Origin of the sequence: Paenibacillus periandrae, assembly GCF_022458865.1 — a bacterium.
GTDB lineage: Bacteria > Bacillota > Bacilli > Paenibacillales > NBRC-103111 > Paenibacillus_S > Paenibacillus_S periandrae.
Genome location: NZ_JAJNMU010000007.1, coordinates 364,335 through 382,224, shown reverse-complemented (window position 1 = coordinate 382,224; position 17,890 = coordinate 364,335). Strand labels below are relative to the sequence as shown.

General features: G+C 45.8%; 16 protein-coding genes, 1 pseudogene and 1 riboswitch. Of the genes and pseudogenes, 11 read left to right on the top strand and 6 right to left on the bottom strand.

Annotated elements, in window-relative coordinates; translation table 11 throughout:
• Positions 1-465 precede the first annotated feature (465 nt).
• The 5 genes from LRL21_RS14240 (at position 466) to LRL21_RS14220 (ending at position 6,595) form a co-directional block, all read left to right on the top strand.
• Positions 466-1,437, top strand: coding sequence for an ABC transporter permease (locus tag LRL21_RS14240; protein WP_240416438.1), 972 nt, complete (start codon positions 466-468; stop codon positions 1,435-1,437).
• 246 nt (positions 1,438-1,683) lie between these two features.
• Positions 1,684-2,559 carry a carbohydrate ABC transporter permease gene (locus tag LRL21_RS14235; protein WP_240416437.1) on the top strand — a complete coding sequence of 292 codons (876 nt, stop codon included), beginning with the start codon at positions 1,684-1,686 and terminating at the stop codon, positions 2,557-2,559.
• A 70-nt stretch (positions 2,560-2,629) separates the two neighbouring features.
• Positions 2,630-4,201 carry an extracellular solute-binding protein gene (locus tag LRL21_RS14230; protein ID WP_240416436.1) on the top strand — a complete coding sequence of 524 codons (1,572 nt, stop codon included), beginning with the start codon at positions 2,630-2,632 and terminating at the stop codon, positions 4,199-4,201.
• Positions 4,202-4,215: 14 nt separating this feature from the next.
• Positions 4,216-5,409 (top strand): oligogalacturonate lyase family protein, encoded by a 1,194-nt coding sequence (locus tag LRL21_RS14225; RefSeq protein ID WP_275900728.1) that lies wholly within the window; start codon positions 4,216-4,218, stop codon positions 5,407-5,409.
• Positions 5,410-5,581: 172 nt separating this feature from the next.
• On the top strand, positions 5,582-6,595 hold the full coding sequence (locus tag LRL21_RS14220) for an HRDC domain-containing protein (protein WP_240416434.1): 1,014 nt from the start codon (positions 5,582-5,584) through the stop codon (positions 6,593-6,595).
• 87 nt (positions 6,596-6,682) lie between these two features.
• Here the strand turns inward: LRL21_RS14220 and LRL21_RS14215 are convergent, their stop codons facing one another.
• Together LRL21_RS14215 and corA are read right to left on the bottom strand one after the other, a co-directional pair.
• Positions 6,683-7,114, bottom strand: coding sequence for a universal stress protein (locus LRL21_RS14215; protein ID WP_240416433.1), 432 nt, complete (start codon positions 7,112-7,114; stop codon positions 6,683-6,685).
• Between the two features lie 174 nt (positions 7,115-7,288).
• Positions 7,289-8,224: a magnesium/cobalt transporter CorA gene (gene corA / locus LRL21_RS14210; RefSeq protein WP_240416432.1), complete on the bottom strand. Its 936-nt coding sequence runs from the start codon at positions 8,222-8,224 to the stop codon at positions 7,289-7,291.
• Between the two features lie 498 nt (positions 8,225-8,722).
• A riboswitch (SAM riboswitch) is annotated at positions 8,723-8,863 on the top strand.
• Between the two features lie 105 nt (positions 8,864-8,968).
• Between corA and metA the strand changes: the two genes are divergently transcribed.
• From metA to LRL21_RS14185, 5 genes and pseudogenes are all read left to right on the top strand, one after another.
• Positions 8,969-9,895 carry a homoserine O-acetyltransferase MetA gene (metA, locus tag LRL21_RS14205; RefSeq protein ID WP_240416431.1) on the top strand — a complete coding sequence of 309 codons (927 nt, stop codon included), beginning with the start codon at positions 8,969-8,971 and terminating at the stop codon, positions 9,893-9,895.
• Complete coding sequence (locus LRL21_RS14200; RefSeq protein ID WP_240416430.1) at positions 9,892-11,082, top strand: aminotransferase class I/II-fold pyridoxal phosphate-dependent enzyme; 1,191 nt, start codon at positions 9,892-9,894, stop codon at positions 11,080-11,082. The genes metA and LRL21_RS14200 overlap by 4 nt, the downstream gene beginning before the upstream one ends.
• Positions 11,083-11,314: 232 nt before the next feature.
• On the top strand, positions 11,315-12,688 hold the full coding sequence (locus LRL21_RS14195) for an EAL domain-containing protein (RefSeq protein WP_240416429.1): 1,374 nt from the start codon (positions 11,315-11,317) through the stop codon (positions 12,686-12,688).
• Between the two features lie 128 nt (positions 12,689-12,816).
• A complete protein-coding gene (mqnC, locus tag LRL21_RS14190) occupies positions 12,817-13,953 on the top strand; it encodes a cyclic dehypoxanthinyl futalosine synthase (RefSeq protein ID WP_076236341.1) in 1,137 nt (378 codons plus the stop codon).
• A 111-nt stretch (positions 13,954-14,064) separates the two neighbouring features.
• Positions 14,065-14,344 (top strand): annotated as a pseudogene (locus tag LRL21_RS14185) (hypothetical protein); the annotation flags it as partial.
• Between the two features lie 302 nt (positions 14,345-14,646).
• Here the strand turns inward: LRL21_RS14185 and LRL21_RS14180 are convergent.
• The 4 genes from LRL21_RS14180 to LRL21_RS14165 form a co-directional block, all read right to left on the bottom strand.
• Positions 14,647-15,288: a peroxiredoxin-like family protein gene (locus LRL21_RS14180; RefSeq protein WP_240416428.1), complete on the bottom strand. Its 642-nt coding sequence runs from the start codon at positions 15,286-15,288 to the stop codon at positions 14,647-14,649.
• A 75-nt stretch (positions 15,289-15,363) separates the two neighbouring features.
• Positions 15,364-15,879, bottom strand: a complete 516-nt coding sequence (locus LRL21_RS14175; protein ID WP_240416427.1) for a hypothetical protein — start codon at positions 15,877-15,879, stop codon at positions 15,364-15,366.
• Positions 15,880-16,049: 170 nt separating this feature from the next.
• Positions 16,050-16,199, bottom strand: coding sequence for a hypothetical protein (locus tag LRL21_RS14170; RefSeq protein WP_240416426.1), 150 nt, complete (start codon positions 16,197-16,199; stop codon positions 16,050-16,052).
• Entirely contained in the window at positions 16,180-16,830 is a 651-nt protein-coding gene (locus LRL21_RS14165) for a TetR/AcrR family transcriptional regulator (protein ID WP_240416425.1), read from the bottom strand. Before LRL21_RS14165 ends, LRL21_RS14170 begins: the two co-directional genes overlap by 20 nt.
• A gap of 524 nt (positions 16,831-17,354) precedes the next feature.
• Between LRL21_RS14165 and LRL21_RS14160 the strand changes: the two genes are divergently transcribed.
• Positions 17,355-17,873, top strand: a complete 519-nt coding sequence (locus LRL21_RS14160; RefSeq protein WP_240416424.1) for a GrpB family protein — start codon at positions 17,355-17,357, stop codon at positions 17,871-17,873.
• The last annotated feature ends 17 nt before the right edge of the window (positions 17,874-17,890 follow it).

The following is a 17,890-nucleotide window of genomic DNA, read 5'->3' as shown; positions in this document are numbered from 1 at the left end:
GCTCGTATTCATTACAAGCCCCTTCGTTCATCGGCAGGAAGGCAAAGCAAACGTTGCTGATCCCTTCATCGATCCCCTAAATCTATAAATTACATAATATACCAAATGTACAGGCTACCTCTAAGTGGAGATCAACTTTTTGGCAAACTGAGCCCGAACATTGTTCAGAATATTCCAACTGTTGAGATGGATCAGTTTAATGCAACGCTAGTGATATATAATCCAAGTTTGAAAACCGTCACAGCCGAGTCTGTTCGACGGTTTTTTGGCGTATCTCTGCAAAAAAGTCTTAAAAAATAAGAAAAGTGCAAGGACTCCGAAGCTGTCCAGCTCTCAGTGAACTAAAAAATCTAAAATTGGAAAAAATGTCCTGATCTGCAATGAGGTCATTTCAAAAAAATCTGATTGTTGGAAAATTATGCTGCAACTAAGCTAAGTGGTATAGCGATTGAAAGGAGTAAACACATGGCCAAAGCAACCCGGTCCGATTCGCTTGCAGCCCAAGGACAAGCTGCGGTGAAGGTTCCTTCAAAAAGTCCGCTGTTGGCAAAGCTCAGCAGAGATAAATATTTGCTCCTGCTTTGTGTGCCGGGACTACTGTACTTTTTTATTTTCAAATATGTTCCGATGTGGGGCGTTCTGCTTGCCTTCAAAAACTATCAGCCTTTCATTGGTTTCTTTGATAGTGAATGGGTCGGCTTCGCTAATTTCCAGCAGTTTTTTCAGGACCCGATTTTTTTCAAGCTGGTGAGGAATACGCTGCTGCTGGGGCTATACGATCTTGTTTTCTTTTTTCCGGCGCCCATTTTATTGTCATTGTTGTTAAATGAGGTTCGGATCTCTTTGTATAAAAGGTTCATTCAAACGATTATTTATGTACCGCATTTTATTTCGATGGTAATCCTGGCCAGTATTTCCTATTTGCTGCTCACGACAGAGGGTGGTGCTGTCAATGAAATGGTGTTCAGCCTGACAGGGTACAGGTTTGATTTTCTAACCAGTGAGAACTGGTTCCGACCGCTCATTATTACGCAGAACCTGTGGAAGGAAGTTGGATGGGGAACGATTATTTTTCTCGCGGCATTGGCGGGAGTGGATCAGGAGCAGTATGAAGCGGCTATTGTGGATGGAGCTAATCGCTTTCGTCAGGTATGGCATATTACGCTGCCGGCCATTCGCGGGACGATCATTGTGCTGCTGATTCTGCGTATGGGCAATTTCCTCGATCGGGGCTTTGAGCAGGTGCTGTTGATGAGCAACGCACTGAATCGGCCTGTGGCTGAGGTATTCGATACCTATGTGTACACGCTCGGGATAACGCAGGGAGCGTTCAGCTACAGTACGGCGGTTGGATTGTTTAAAGCTATTATTGGTATTATTTTGGTTTTCACGTCCAACTATTTGGCTAAGCGTTCTGGTCATTCGGGGATATTTTGAGGAGTAATGATTAGGTTCGCTGCACGACCAAAGTGTTCCTACGATTGCTGTTGTTCACGAATTTCTTCATTGTATAAGGAATTTTGAGGTAGAAATAAGCGAACAAAGGCATCGCTTCGCTATCTCCAGAACACTCCGGTCGCTCCGCTCATTAATCATAACTAAAATGTAGGTGGAGTTACGAAAACTTGAAGGTTCACGCTTACGAAGATAGTTATCTAAGAAAACGCTAAGGAGGTTGCAACTATGCGGCATAGCAGCTTGGGCGGCAAATGGTTCGATATGGCCAACTATTCGTTTCTGGCATTGGTGGCGCTCTGCATGATGCTGCCCATTATGTATATTGTGGCAGGCTCATTTGCATCGGAAATCGAAATCGGCAGTCGGTCGTTTTTTCTGATTCCGCAGAACATCACGTTTAATGCTTATGCATACGTGTTCAAGGATCATACCTTGCCGCGCAGTTTGTTGGTATCCGTATTTATTACGGTAGCGGGTACCCTCGTTAATTTGTTCTTCACCTTTACATTCGCCTACGGCTTATCGCGTAGGAACATGCTGGGTCGAAATGTGATGATGAATATGATTATTTTCTCGATGGTATTCAGCGGTGGGATGATTCCGACTTATTTGGTCGTAAAAAACATCGGGCTGCTCAACTCCTACTGGGCCGTGATGCTTCCTGTCGCGATCAACGCATTTAATCTGATCGTCATCAAATCTTTTTTTCAGGAAATCCCGAATGAGCTGATCGAATCCGCACGGATGGACGGTTGCAACGATTTGGGTGTGTTATGGCGGGTTGTGCTGCCTTTATCGAAGCCGGTAATTGCTACGTTTGGTCTGTTTTATGCAGTGAGTCACTGGAACGATTTTTTCAATGCGCTGCTGTACTTAAGTGATTCGAAGATGTGGCCGATGCAGGTTCTGCTCCGACAGATGATTTTGCTGGCTTCTGGCTCGCTCGATATGTCGACCATGGATCTGACTTATGTGAAGCCTCCTGATCAATCGATCAAGATGGCCGTCGTCGTTGTTGGCACAGTTCCTATTTTATTGGTTTATCCGTTTATTCAGAAGCATTTTGCCAAGGGTGTCCTGTTGGGCGCTGTCAAAGGGTAGAGCTTCGGGTAGATGATCCTCATAGCTCAGCATGTAATTCCAGTTCGATCCAAAAGGGAGGAAATATCGTATGAAATGGGTTCAACAACCACAACGTTCATGGTTTGCTTTGACCAGTATGGCTGTAACCGTAAGTGTTATCGCAGGCTGCAGCAGCTCACCCGCCGCACCTCCGGCCAGTGCTCCCGCAACTCCAACTGCATCAACTGCCAAGCCGGGTGATGCCCCCAAGACGGCAGAGCCGCCTTTCAAGCTCAGCATCATGCTGAAAAGCTATTCCAATGATAACGCTTCTGCTGAAAGTAAAGTGTGGAAGCAGGTAGAGGAATATACGAACACCAAGCTGGATCTGCAGTTTGTACCTGATGCTTCCTACCTGGATAAGATGAACATTACGTTGGCATCCGGCTCCATGCCTGCGGCTATCTTTGTGGTGAATGTGAAGCTCCCCTCGGTTGCCAATGCGATTAAAGGCGGCGCTTTCTGGGAAGTGGGCCCGTATCTGAAGGACTATCCGAATCTGAGCAAGGCCAATCCGACGATATTGAACAACACCTCGGTGAATGGCAAGTATTATGGTCTTTATACGACCCGTCCTATTGGGCGCATGGGTATATCCTACCGTAAGGATTGGCTGGATAATCTGGGAATGGCCGAACCCAAGACGATTGATGACTTTTATAATATGCTGAAGGCTTTTACTACCAAGGACCCGGACAAAAATGGCAAGGATGACACCTATGGCATGGTCGTGACCAAATATGCCGGTCCATGGGATATTATGCAGACCTGGTTTGGGGCGCCTAATAAGTGGGGTGTGAAGGATGGTAAGCTGGTTCCTGCCCATCTGACTACCGAGTATATGGATGCACTTAAATTTTATAAAAAATTGTATGACGAAAAGCTGATTAATCAGGATTTTGCCGTATATGATTCTGCCAAGTGGAATGATCCGATAGTGAATGGAAAAGCAGGAGTTGCTGTTGATGTGGCGGACCGATCCTATCAAATCGACGAGAAGCTGAAGACGGTTGATCCCAAGGGAGCGATAGATGTCATTGGCGCTGTGAGCGGTCCAACAGGGCTTCACAATCAACCGACGACCGGTTATGCAGGAGTATTCCTCATATCCAAATCTGCTGTCAAGACAGAGGCTGAGCTGAAGAAGGTTCTGCAGTTCTTTGACAAGTCGAACGACAAGGAGATGCAGGCTCTGCTCGGTTACGGTATTGAAGGCACGCATTACAAAATGGACAACGGCAAGCTCGCTCCACTCTTAACGATTAATGACAATATGGCTCCCGATATTAATAACAAAAACTTGAATCAAATTTCCTTGCAAATTCCTTATATTATGCCTGATTTGTTTCCACCAGCTACACCACTTCGCATTAAGGCAAACAACGTGATGAAAGAAAATGAGAAAATCATTGTGTCCAACCCTGGAGAGCCGCTGACTTCGGCCACCTTCACCCAGAAGGGAGCTCAGCTGGACCAGATTGTAGAGGACGCCCGTATCAAGTATATTGTCGGCAAGGTCGATGAAGCTGGCTTTAAAGCCGATATGGAGCTGTGGAAAAAAAGCGGTGGTGACGATTACACGAAGGAAATGAATGAAGCCTATACCGCAATTAAAAAATAAAGGGGGAGATCCGATTGGTTCTCACCAGTGGAGCTAAAGGAACAATATGGCCTTCGGAAAGGCGTAGCTTTCAGGATCAGATAACGGGGGTAACCGTGACCCAATTGACAGATTATCGCTCTCACAGTTTTCATATTTATTTTACGAATAACGGTTTTTACGGGGAGGGCAAGCTGCTCTTTGGTTCGGACCGCGGGAATGTCACAAATCTGTTCAGTATGGATCTGCACACTGGCGAAATGACGCAATTGACCGATCTGCAGCGTGGTTTGGCTTCACGGATTCAGGGGACTTTTCTCAATCCGACTCGTTTTGAGGCTTATTATTATTATAACCGGACGATTGTAGCCATTGATTTGCAAACGCTGAAGGAGCGTACACTGTACACGGTTCCGGATGGATACACGTTTGGCAGTATGAGCTGTACCTCTGATGGCAATAAGCTGTGTTTTGGTCTCAACGAGGATTTGTCAGGCCGTATCCATATGGATATGTCCAACGGTTATACAGGATTCGAAGCGTACTTCAGTGCCAAGCCGCATTGTATGATTATGGAGGTTTCGACTGCAAGTGGCGTGGTTCAGAAGCTGTATGAGGATCAGCTGTGGTTAGGTCATATCAATACCTCCCCCACACAGCCGAACCTGCTTACCTTTTGCCATGAAGGTCCATGGGATATGATTGATCATCGCATCTGGGTGTTCGATATGAATTCCGGTCGTCATTGGAAGGTAAGGGACACAAAGGCTGATGAATATGTGGGTCATGAGTATTGGATGAAAGACGGTATCCATATCGGATATCATGGCTATACCGGATCGCTGACGGATCATAACGGCAAAATTATCGGTTCGGTCCACTATGATAATAGCCATGTTGAGGAATACAGCTTTCCATTTCAAAATATGCATGTCCATTCTAATGATTTGAGCCTTGTCGTTGGGGATGGACAACAAACAAATGCTTATCATGGGCAGCAGCTTCAGGATACGCTGCAGCTATGGAAGCATGGTGGGTCCGGTTTTCAGGGACCCCGTATTCTCTGCAAGCATCGTGGCAGCTTTCATACACAGAGTCTGCATGTGCATCCGAGATTAAGCCCGGATGGCCAGCATGTGCTCTTCACGAGCGATATGTCGGGTTATGGCAATCTATATATAGTTGATGTGCCCGAATTTGAGACGCTGCCTGAACATAAGTTAGTCTAGACGTCAAAAGACTGTCTGACGAATGATTGTGATGACACTGTGGTTGTACAGCAGGACAATTTATGATAGTATGGTAATAATTTCAATTCGTCAGGGGAAGCACCTCTCTTACAGCTCATGTAGGAGGGTGCTTTTTTTGCGTTTGAAATAACTTGTAGAGGAGGGCTGTCGAATGAACTTATTATTTTTAAACAGCTTGGAGAAGCGGGTTTCGGAGGATCGTAACGTCAGTGCGCAGGTATCCATAGGTGAGAGTCAGGGAAGCTGGTACGTAGGCTGGCAGGAAACAAAACCGGATGGTCGTCAGGTACAGGAATCATGGTTTGAAGGGCACAGCTGGGAAGATATGCTGGCAGCATTTCGTCACAATATTTTCACCAAGCAGTGTGATGGTTTTCAGCCGTTGCTGGAAGTAGCGATGCTGCCGGAAATTACAGCGCTTGACCGCAAGACAGCAAGAATTCAATTGCTTGCTTATTATAGCGAAATTCATGCTAATGAGGAGCTGTATGAAAAGCTGCGGCAGTGGCGGCTCAAGCAGGCCAGCAGAGAAAGCAAGGCGCCATTTCTGGTTGCAACGAACAGGCTGCTGCGAATGGTCAGTGTCTATTTGCCACGCACAATGGAAGAGCTTAAGCAGCTGCCGGGTATGGGTGTTAATAAATTGAATGCTTATGGAACCGAGCTGCTCAGTATCATCGAGGACCAGGAGCGGTCAACTCCATTCCCGCTGGATTGGGTTGAAGAGCAGGTAAATCCTGCCGAATTCAACGGTTGGCTGGAGCAGGAGAAGGGACGTAAGCGCAAGATGCAAGAGAACAAGCAGGAGATCCGCGGCAAGCTGCTGGAAGCGATTACCCGTGGTGACGGCCTGGATGCATTAAGAGAGCAGACGCAGCTGGAGCGGCGCGATTTGCTGCTGTGGATTGAGGAGCTGGACAAGGAGGGTTATGATATGGAGCCTTATATCGAGGCTATTCTTCATGATGTGCCTGCTGAAGAGCAATCGCTGGCATGGTCCGCTTTTGAACAAAAAGGCGATCGTTATTTGAAGCCTATTTTGCAGGCTGTATACGTACCGGAGGCGCTGCAAGGCAAGGAATTAGACCGAATGTACGAGTGGCTGAGAGTACTGCGTATGAAATTTCGCCGCGTACATGCAGAGCAAGCGATTGAGGCTGGTTAAGGTTTACAGTGTGACTAACCATATAAATATACTTTGAAATGCAAAAAGAGGTCTTCTCCATGGAGATGGCCTCTGTCTTTGTATGTCTTATTTAACAACCAGCACCGGTATTTTCGCGTGATGGAGAATTTCCGAGCTGACACTACCGAGCAGGATTTCCTTAAAGGTGCCAAACCCTCGACTGCCAACAATAATCAGGTCAGCATGATTAGCTTCCGCGTAATCCAGAATGACTCTTGCCGGTGCCCCTCCATCCAACAAAGTAGCGGAGGCCTTGTCCAGATTCGAGATCCGCAGCTTTGCTTCATCTACGAGTTCATTTGCTGCCTGATACAATTCGGTTTGGACAGAGGCAGGGCCGGTAATAACGGCATCATTAAGTACCAAATTGGAGACCTGGAATACATGGACAACCTCCAATTCTGACTCCACAAATACTTTTTTCATCTCAATTGCTTTATTTAATGCGATTTTTGCCGTTTCCGAACCGTCATATGCCACGATAATTTTATTAAACATAGAAGCTCACCTCTGTTAATAGTATACCCACCTATTACCCTTAAAAACAGGATGTGAAGCGGGTGCAATCCAAATCATCCAAAGCGGTTACTTATATGTATGACAAACTCCTGTGCGCTGGAATGAAGGTTCCAGGCACAGGAGTCAATTTGAGAAACAGCAGGTCGTTTTATCTCACAGCCATTCCTTTTTGCGAAATAAAATGAACATGGACATACCTATAATAAACATGAAAATAACGGCTGCAATCCCGCCATATTCCCAGTGAAGACCGGGGACATACTCAAAATTCATTCCGTAAATACCGGTAATAAACGTCAGTGGCATAAATATGGTAGTCAGCGCTGTAAATATACGCATAATTTCATTCGCTCGATTGGATAGACTTGACTGATAAGCCTCTCTTAAGTTGCCCATCAGATCGCGAAAGGTGTCGAACGTCTCAGAAATTTTGACGGCATTTTCGTAAATATCGCCAAAATATTTTTTGAGCGGATCGCTGATCAGCTTCAGTTCTTTTTTATTCAAGGTTGAAATCACATCACGCTGTGGACCCAGCATCTTTTTCAACCATAGGATTTCGCTTCGCAGACCAATAATCTCGTTCAAATGGGATTTCTTCGTATGCATCAAGATATCTTCTTCAAGCTTCTCGATCTTTGCTTCGATACGATCGCCTACACTGGTATAATTATCGACAACAAGATCTATTAAGTGATATAAAAAAGTGTCCGCAGAGGCAACCTCTTCTTCCCACAGCACAGGCTTCAGGGCCCGCAGCTCATTAATCTTTTGACGGGTTACCGTTATAATATAATGCTTGCCAAGAAAAATATTCAAAGCCCGCAGGAAAATTTCTTCATCATCAAAACGAATGCTGTTGACTACGATAAAATAATTGGAGTCGTACAGCTCAATTTTGGGACGCTGTTCCTCTTCCGTCAAGCAGTCCTCGACGGCCAGCTCATGAAGGTGATACAGCGGTTGTAAAATTTCCAAATCCTCGACATCTGCGTCGATCCAGTAAAACCCATGTTCCGGCGCTTCCATGGCTGTCGTAATATCCTCCACCAAAGTGAAAATGCCGTCCTGCACCAAGCGTGTTTTCATTCTGATTCACCTCTTCACATAATTTACTTGAGAGGAAATACAGGCGGAAGAAACGACGCTAACTTCATGCGGACAGCTTTATACCGGGCAGACAAGGTTTTATAAAGAGTGGACACAGGTCCACGTCAAATACGCTTGTGTTGGCAAAGTAATGCTGGGCGCACGAGAATCAGCGGCGTAAGCCAACTGCATTCCTAACGATCTATTCGGTTGGTTGTGAACGTAGATACTACTCGTCGGGTCTCCGTCCATTCGTTGGTTGCACCCCTTTGCTATTGGTGTCGAATACTTGTCTAGTATAAACCTACATGCCTTGCTCAGCAAGGTGGAAACGATAAAATTAATATGTTTTTTTGAGCCCTTGATACAGTATGCAAAATGCTGGTGGAGGTGCTCCTTCTTTCCAAGTTAGCCGAAATGTGAAAATGAAATTTATACGATGCTCTTGACTTTAATGAGCTTGTAGTAAATAATATAAAGAAAAATAGTAAATTACTTTTCTTATCAAGAGCAGGTGGAGGGACTAGCCCGATGACACCCGGCAACCGACAAACCTTTGGCATATCGCGTAAGCATATGACAGTGGAATGCACGGTGCTAATTCTTGCGGAAGCGAACCCGGCTTCTGAGAGATGAGAGAGGACATTGTTAATAATAACAAGGCCTTTCTCGTTCGCGCGAAAAGGTCTTTTTAGCGTCCTTTTTCGTAAAAAACGATTACTACACAAGAAGGAGTGAATTTCAATGCCTATTAAAATCCCTGATCACTTGCCAGCCAAAGAAATTTTATTGAACGAAAATATATTTGTGATGAGCGAGACCGAAGCCTTTCATCAGGATATTCGACCTCTGCGTATCGCTATTTTGAACTTGATGCCTACGAAGGAAACGACCGAGACGCAAATTTTGCGGCTAATCGGCAACACACCGGTACAATTGGAATTTGTACTGCTGCACCCGGGTTCACATACCTCGAAAAATACGTCAGCCGAGCATCTGGAGCAATTTTACAAAACCTTTAATGATGTCCGCAAAGAAAGATTTGACGGCTTGATCATTACTGGAGCGCCTGTCGAGCAGTTGGATTTTGAAGATGTGAACTATTGGGAAGAGCTGAAGCAAATTATGGATTGGAGTACGGAAAATGTGACGTCGACCTTGCATATTTGTTGGGCCGCCCAGGCAGGCTTGTACCATCATTTTGGAATTCCCAAATATGCATTGGACAGCAAAATGTTCGGGGTATTCCCACACGTAACGAGCAAGCAAAATGTAAAGCTGCTGCGCGGCTTCGATGAGCTGTTCTGGGTGCCGCAATCCCGTCATACAGAGGTTCGCAGAGAGGATATCGAGAAGATTGCAGCCTTGGAGATTTTGTCCGAATCACCGGAGGCAGGCGTGTACATCGCGGCTACGCAGGACGGCAAGCATATCTTCGTTACGGGACATTCCGAATATGATGCGTGTACGCTGAAGTATGAATATGACCGTGATATTAATAAGGGCATGGAAGTGGCTGTTCCTAAAAATTATTATCCGAATGATGATCCGACCAAGGAACCGCTCGTTTCGTGGAGGGCGCATGCCAATTTGTTATTTTCCAACTGGTTGAACTATTATGTATATCAAGAGACACCATACGATTTGTATAAAGGGGAGTATAGTATATGAGCAACGGGCAGGATCAAGATAAGCTATTAAAAATAGAGAGCAGATTAGCACAAATCGGTTCACAGGAGGAGCCGGTAACGGGTGCTGTCAGCTTCCCGGTATACCAAGCTACGGCGTTTCGCCATCCGAAGCTGGGACAAAGCACGGGTTTCGATTACTCCCGGACCAAAAACCCGACACGCAAAGTACTTGAGGATGCGATTGCCGAGCTGGAATCCGGAGATGCGGGGTTTGCCTGCAGCTCCGGTATGGCGGCCCTGCAAACGATATTTGCTCTATTCAGTCAAGGCGATCATCTGATCGTATCCCTGGATCTGTACGGTGGCACGTATCGCTTGCTGGAAAAAATCATGTCACGGTTTGGTGTAACTGCCTCATACGTAGATACCAATGATCTGGATGCATTGGAGTCGCATTTTACCGCGAATACGAAGGCAATCGTGATTGAAACACCAACCAATCCTTTAATGATGATTACGGATCTTGAGCTCGTGTGCAGCTGGGCGAAGAAGAAAAATGTGCTGACAATCGTTGATAATACGCTGTTAACCCCGTTCTTTCAGCGTCCGATTGAGCTTGGGGCGGATATTATTATTCACAGCGCGACCAAATACCTGGGTGGACATAACGATGTGCTGGCGGGTCTGATCGTAACCAAAGGCCAACAATTATCCGAGCAAATGGCGTTCTTACATAATTCAATTGGAGCTGTATTAGGTCCACAGGACAGCTGGTTATTGATGAGAGGTATGAAAACATTGGCCCTTCGTATGGAGCGCCATCAATATAATGCGACACGGATCGCTGAGTTTTTATTGACGCACCCTTGTGTAGATTCTGTATATTATCCGGCGCTCACGAGCCACCCGGGATATGAAATCCAGAAGAAACAATCCTCAGGTAATACTGGAATATTCTCCTTTAAGCTAAAGGATGCCAGATACGTCGAACCGATTCTTCGCCATATTAAGCTGATTGCTTTTGCCGAAAGCCTCGGTGGCGTGGAGTCGTTGATGACCTACCCGGCTGTACAGACTCATGCTGATATCCCTGTTGAAATACGTGAAAGAATCGGGTTGGACGACCGTTTACTGCGTTATTCTGTAGGCATTGAGCATGTTGAGGATCTAATTGCGGATTTATCCAGAGCGATTGATTTGGCCCAAGCAGAAATCGAAGGGTCCTGATAGCAGAGAAGTTAAACAGCAGCTAATAATAAAGAAGTTGTTATTCTTTGTCGAATAACGACAATTCATGTAGCCGATGGAATGATAATTGACATTCATCGGCTATTTTTTTTATATTTGTAGAGAAACGCTTTCATTTTTTTGCTTTTATGTTTTCACCCTGCATTCATTCATGATATGATCAAAACAAGTTCATTTAAATGATTTCACTCATAGTCCGAGGGGGAGAACAATGCAGTCTGCCTTACAGAAGTGGAAAGAAAGATTGAAATACCTGTACCTTCTTCCTTTATCCAACAAGTCTTTGAAATACTTCCCCCCAGACTTTACTATCCGTGATCCCATTGTATCGATGATTAAGCAGTACCGTCGAAAAGGGCAGTCCATCGGTATGCTTTTATTTTATATGGAGGAGTTTCACCACTTATTTGCCACTCATCCATATCCCTATATTCAAAATCTGCAGAAGCTTGTGCGTGAAAAACTGCTCGAAATACTACCCCGTTACTTCCAAAGCTCTGACCTTCTAGGCATCAAACAGTTTGCAAGCGATGACTTCTGCATGTTTATTAAGGAGTATCCTGGCTTTAGCTTTGACGATTTGCAGCGCAAAGCACTGTTAATGCGGCAGGAGCTGGAGCAGAGCCTGCGCATTCCCATGCGACCGAAAGAGGATACGATCTATTCGTTTCAAATCGGATGCCATATCATAGAAATGGATATTGAAAATACAGAAGCCGCGATTCGCAGCTCTTATCATTATGCATTAGCCATTGCGACAAAGAAGCTGCCTGCACACTTTTCCAAGTCCAGACAAGAGCTGCTTGATATTATTGAACTGGAAAAAATCACTGTGCTGGCTCAACCGATAATGAGTTTGAACAGCGGTGAAATTTTTGGATGGGAGATATTGACACGCGGCCCGTTGAATTCGGTATTTCATACACCAACAGAGCTTTTTGATTTTGCCTATCAAGCTGATTTATTGTCCAAAATGGAATTTATTGTAATGAAAAAAGCTTTCGAGGAAATAAGTAAACGTGGCATCGGCGAACAGGTGTTCATTAATGTAACTCCTGTGACGTTATGTCATCCTTTATTTTTGAATCAGCTTCTAACGGTTTTGTCGGCTTACGATAATATATCGGCTTCGCAGATTATATTGGAGATCACAGAGCGTCATTCGATTCGCGATTTTGCTTACATGGGCGCTTTGATGGCGCACTACCGTTCGCATGGCTTTCGGTTCGCTGTGGATGATGCGGGTGCTGGTTACTCCAGCTTGCAATCGATATCCGAGCTTATACCCGATATCATCAAGATCGATAAATCCGTCATTCAAAATATAGATCAACTCGTGGTAAAGCAGTATCTGCTTCGCGCGCTGCTGTTATTTGCGGAGAATATTAATTGTCAGGTTATAGCCGAAGGTATAGAAAGTCAAGGAGAAGCAGATATTTTATATGAAATGCATGTGCATATGGGACAAGGGTTTTATTTTGCAAGACCTGAACCGATCGTTGCTTATCAGGAGCGTATGCTGCAATGCCGTTCTATTACGGAAAAAATCCAGCAAAACCGCCAAATATGCAGCGTAATAGCATAATCATGACTATGAAAAGTTTGTGAATGGTAAGCACTGCTTGCCCGTTCACAGGCTCTTTTTTAATGACGGGACTTTTTTATTGTGATACGATAGTTATATGATAAAACCTCAAAAGGAGTGAGCAGAGAATGAGTTCCATAGACCACATCCTTGATCGTGCTGTCGCGGGAAACAGAATCAGTCTGGAAGACTGTGTAAGCTTATATGAATCCGATCAGATTGAAAAGATGGGCCATGCCGCCAATCAGATCATGTTAAAGCACCATCCAGATCCAATCACTACTTTTGTTATTGGTCGAAATATTAATTATACGAATATCTGTGATGTATACTGCCGTTTCTGTGCTTTCTACCGTGCGCCTGGCTCCAAGGAAGGCTACGTGCTGCCGGATGAAACGATTTTTCAAAAGATCCAGGAAACGCTGGATGTCAGAGGTACGGAAATATTAATGCAGGGCGGAACAAATCCGAATCTGCCTTTCACTTACTATACGAATCTGCTACGTGAGATCAAGAAACGTTTCGATATTACGATGCATTCCTTCTCACCAGCGGAAATTATGAAAATGAAGGATGTCTCGGACGGTCTGACGCTAGAAGAGGTCATTCGTGAGCTGCATGCGGCTGGTCTGGATTCCCTGCCAGGCGGCGGAGCTGAAATTCTCGATGATCGTACCCGTAGAAAAATCAGTCGGCTGAAGGGCTCCTGGCGTGATTGGATGGACGTAATGGAAACTGCACACCGCATCGGGATGCATTCCACGGCTACTATGGTTATTGGCTTCGGTGAAACGTCTGAGGAGCGTGCTACGCACTTGCTGCGCGTCCGTGACGGACAAGATCTCTGTATCTCCAATGGTTGGAATACACCAGGCTTCCTGGCCTTTATTTCCTGGACATTCCAGCCAGACAACACCAACATGAAGGGTGAAAAGCTGGGTCCCGAGGCTTACCTGAAAAATCTCGCGATCAGCCGAATCATGCTCGATAATATCCCGAATTTCCAATCGTCCTGGGTGACGATGGGTCCGGAGGTCGGCAAGCAATCGCTCCATTATGGATGCAACGACTTTGGAAGCACGATGATTGAAGAAAATGTCGTATCCGCGGCAGGCACCACACATAAGGTGAACATCGGATCGACACTTGACCTTATCCGTCAGGCAGGAAAAATCCCTGCGCAGCGCAATACGAAATATGAAATTCTGCGTATGTTCGATGATGTCAACGAAAAAATCGATTTTGATTTTGTGATGCAGAATTAGAGGCTTGATAAAGGGAAATACGGGATGATACGGTGACAATAGGGTGAAAACTTCATAGGTAATTTAGCGTGTATGAACGACACAAAATAGTGTCTTTACCGCGTTAAGTGCATGTATGAACTACAACGCTTATCTAATATTAAATCCGAAGGAGGATTAGTATGGATAAGCGTTCTTTGTCGTGCGGAAGCAAACAAAGGAAGCCACGGCGTAGATGGCATGTCCGTAAAATCCTTAAGCGAACACATCAAACAAAACTGGTTGACCCTACGACAAGCGATAGAAGAAGGAACCTACGAACCTATCCCTGTAAGTCGGGTCGAATGGCGGAGACGTCAGGATGTTAGGTATACCCAACGTGACAGACCGCATGCTACAGCAAGCAATCGCAGTTTTCCGAGTTGTGCCTTTGGAAACAATGGAAGAAACCGAAAACCAAAATCAAAAGGCTTATATCCCTAGGAATGCCCAGGAATAAAGCCTTTGAGTGGGAAATACACGAAAAGGGTATTGGCGAAAGATAGGAAGCCCGATTTTGCAACGCGCATTGGATAACCAATACTGAAAATCCAATGGACTGAGAGCTTAGCGGACAGATACAAGTCATTACGTAATATCTCATGAACCGCCGTATACCGAACGGTAGTATGGTGGTGTTTTTCTGTCAAGAGACAAGAATTATTGAGTCAATAATTAAAGCTTTCTCAATTCATGCAGAATATTCTCCGGATCCAATCGCTGCATAAAGTCCGGATTCACGTGGGCGGAACGGATAATGCCAGATTCGTCAATCATAAAGGTGGAAGGGATCGGTAGGATCCAGCGGTTCGTCGCGTTGTATACCGCTAGGTCCATGCCCATTTGTTTCATAATGTCCTGGATGTAATCCGGAATGTCGTAAAGGATGTTATAGATAGCGGCCACGAGACCGTTTGTGTCGCTAAGCACTTGGAAGGTCAGCTCTTCTTTCTCTTGCTGGGAAAGCGTGTTGTCCGGGCTTTGCGGGCTGACCGCGATCAACTGGCCCCCAAGGGCTTCGATCTCTGGAAGTAGCTTCTGATAGGCCTTAAGCTGAGTGTTGCAGAACGGGCACCATCCGCCCCGGTAGAAAGTCAGGACAACAGGTCCTTTGGACAGTTCATCAAAAAGGTTAACCGGTTCTCCCAAAGCATTCTTGAGAATAAAATCCTTGGCCTTCTGCCCCTCCTGCCGGCCATAAGCAATACCGGATTCCTGCAGCTCCCGGATCTGACGGAACATCTTCGTTTGAATCTCCAAAGGGGTATGCGCGATAAATCCCTGTCTGGCTTCCGCTAAAGCTTGAGTTAATGACATGTTTGACTCCTCCTTTCTAGTTAACGTTCGACCATCGGTGTTGTACGCCATAGCCGCTTTATCTGCCCGCCCAAATCATTCGGCATACATTTCGGCTGGCGGAGCGAATGCCGCAAGCCTGTCTTGCCTGCGCAAATGGATGATTTGAGCTGTCAAGCCAACGATGAGAATGATGAAGAGAAGGGCTTGACAGCCAAGAAGAATAGGCGAATTCAGATCGGTGACTAAGGGGTGGCCGTCTGGAACACGGCGCAAGATTTCGGAAACGGTCGGTACCATCAGCAGAAACGCCGTCAGGCTGAGGAAGATTGTTTCAAGGTACTTGCCCGAACGTCTAAATCTCGAAATACGCCCGATGCCGTATCCGGCGAGCAGCAGCAGGATCGTTGCCGCACCAATGCCATAGCTGGCCGGCTGATGTGCGACTGGGAATACTGTGGTAGCGCCGATCAGCATTGAAATGAAGTAGACGACACCGGGCTTTGAGCGAGGCACAATCCGTCCGTAGCGAGCAAGCATATATATAGCCAGCGGAATGGCGGGCAAGCTGCTGAGCGTATGCACCCAGCCAAGTGGTGAAATTCCAAACATAGTTGTCTCCTTCCAGTCCTTAAGGACAAGGGTAATTTGTTCTGTTTGTGTCGATAGATTGGCGCGAGCCGATGCTAGCCGCTGACAGCATGCTCGGGTCTCTGTTTGAACGCGGCAATTGCCTTCTCGCCTTCAAGCGTCGGACCGCGGTCAAATACGCCGCACTCATTTTAGACTAACGATGTGTAGTCGGTGTGCCCTGTATCGGCACTTGGCCGATATGATGCGATTTGTTCGTAAATAGCGAGCTTATCCTCAGTAGTGTGCAGCCTGCTTTCAAGACGGGTTAAGCTACGGTAGTCAAGTCGATCTCCTTTCATCTTGATCATCATGATTGCAACCATCGCCGTCGCGGCTTTCATCACAAGGGATGCGTGAAGCGAGTCGCTCCAAGAGTGGGCCTGTCACGACGCCGAATATCTTCGGATCGCCATAGGCCCGCGCCGAAAGCATAGCGCCGTGAACCGCCGCCATGAACGCTTCGGCCTCGGCACGAGGGGTGCTCGTCAGTTGAAGTTGCCCGTGCCGCGCACCGCGCTCCAATACGGATGTCAACCAGGCCGACAGGGAGCGGAAATGTGCCCGGACCTCAAGGCCAACTTCCTCGGGCAGGACGGGGAGTTGACTTGCCAACAGAGCACAGATACAAATCGGAGCGCTGGCGTCCGCAATGCAGGCTTCCCAATAACCAGTGTAGAACCGAAGCAGTTCGAGCGGATCGGATACCTGAAGTTCGAGATTCGTCATCCCCACCTCAGCTTCTTCCCGATACCGCGCAACCAGCGTTCGGACCAGATCGACTTTGCTTGGGAAATGGTGATGGATGCTCGCCTTACGAATCCCGACCACATCCGCGATGTCGGCATAACTGAAACTGTTGTAGCCACCAGCAACGATCAGATTACGAGCACAAGCCAGAATGTCATCATGGGTAGTAGATAAATTTTTCATAATAATAACCTACCATCTAGTAGGTAGTTTGTCAAATAACAAATTCATGATATACAAAAATTCGGTATTCCAGTATGAGCTTACATATGTATAATTTGATCTGATCAGCCCGGCCATTTGTTCTTGTTGTTTCGTTCGCTCTTTAAGAGGGAAGCTATGTTCTACAAATTTTTGATGAGCATGAGCCTCTTGTAGAGAAAGGGAGAGCTCGTTTATAATGCAACGAATTGCTTAGCTAACGTTTTCCGCGTTTTTTTGGCGGTACTCTATATTTATCGTGCCATTAGGAGTAGATCGGCATTTGAGCAATGGGGAGTTACTTCAGAAATTATTTCCAGGGTCATTTGGTATGAAGAGCTAGTGATCGATAGTCTAAAATAGTGTCTTTACCGCGTTTTAAGTGCATTTAGGAGGATTAGTATGGATAAGCGTTATTTGTCGTATGGCCAGAGGTGTACGTGGCGACAATCCAGATGATACAATAGGAATACTAAGGTAAAAGAAAGAGTCTAGGAGTTGAAAACATGCTGGGCTTACCTAAAGGCAAGGTTTTTCTAGTCCCATGGACAGAACAATGGGAAAGGGAATTTCTATTAGAGAAACAGACCATACAATCCGTATTGGGTGAGTGTCCTTTAGCAATTCATCATATTGGAAGCACGGCTGTAAAGGATTTAAGTGCAAAGCCGATCATAGATATTGCAATCGAGGTTATGAAGTTCGAAGATGGAGTACGATGCGTCCCTGCCTTGGAGAAGATCGGCTACTCATATAAGGGAACAAGCATCCTTCCAGAAAGACATTATTTCAGCAAAGGTGAGCCAAGAACTCATCAGATTCATCTATTCCAAACCGGCAGCGAACATCTAAAAAAGCAATTGGCATTAAAAGAATATTTAAATCAAAATGCCAGCGACCGCAAGGCGTATCAAGAGCTCAAGGAGAAGCTGTCCGTGACATATGGGGCGGACAAGTTGGCATATGCGGATGCAAAATCAGACTTCATTCATAGTCTGATGCAGAAACTTGGATTTGAAAACTAAACAAGTAAATCATGTGT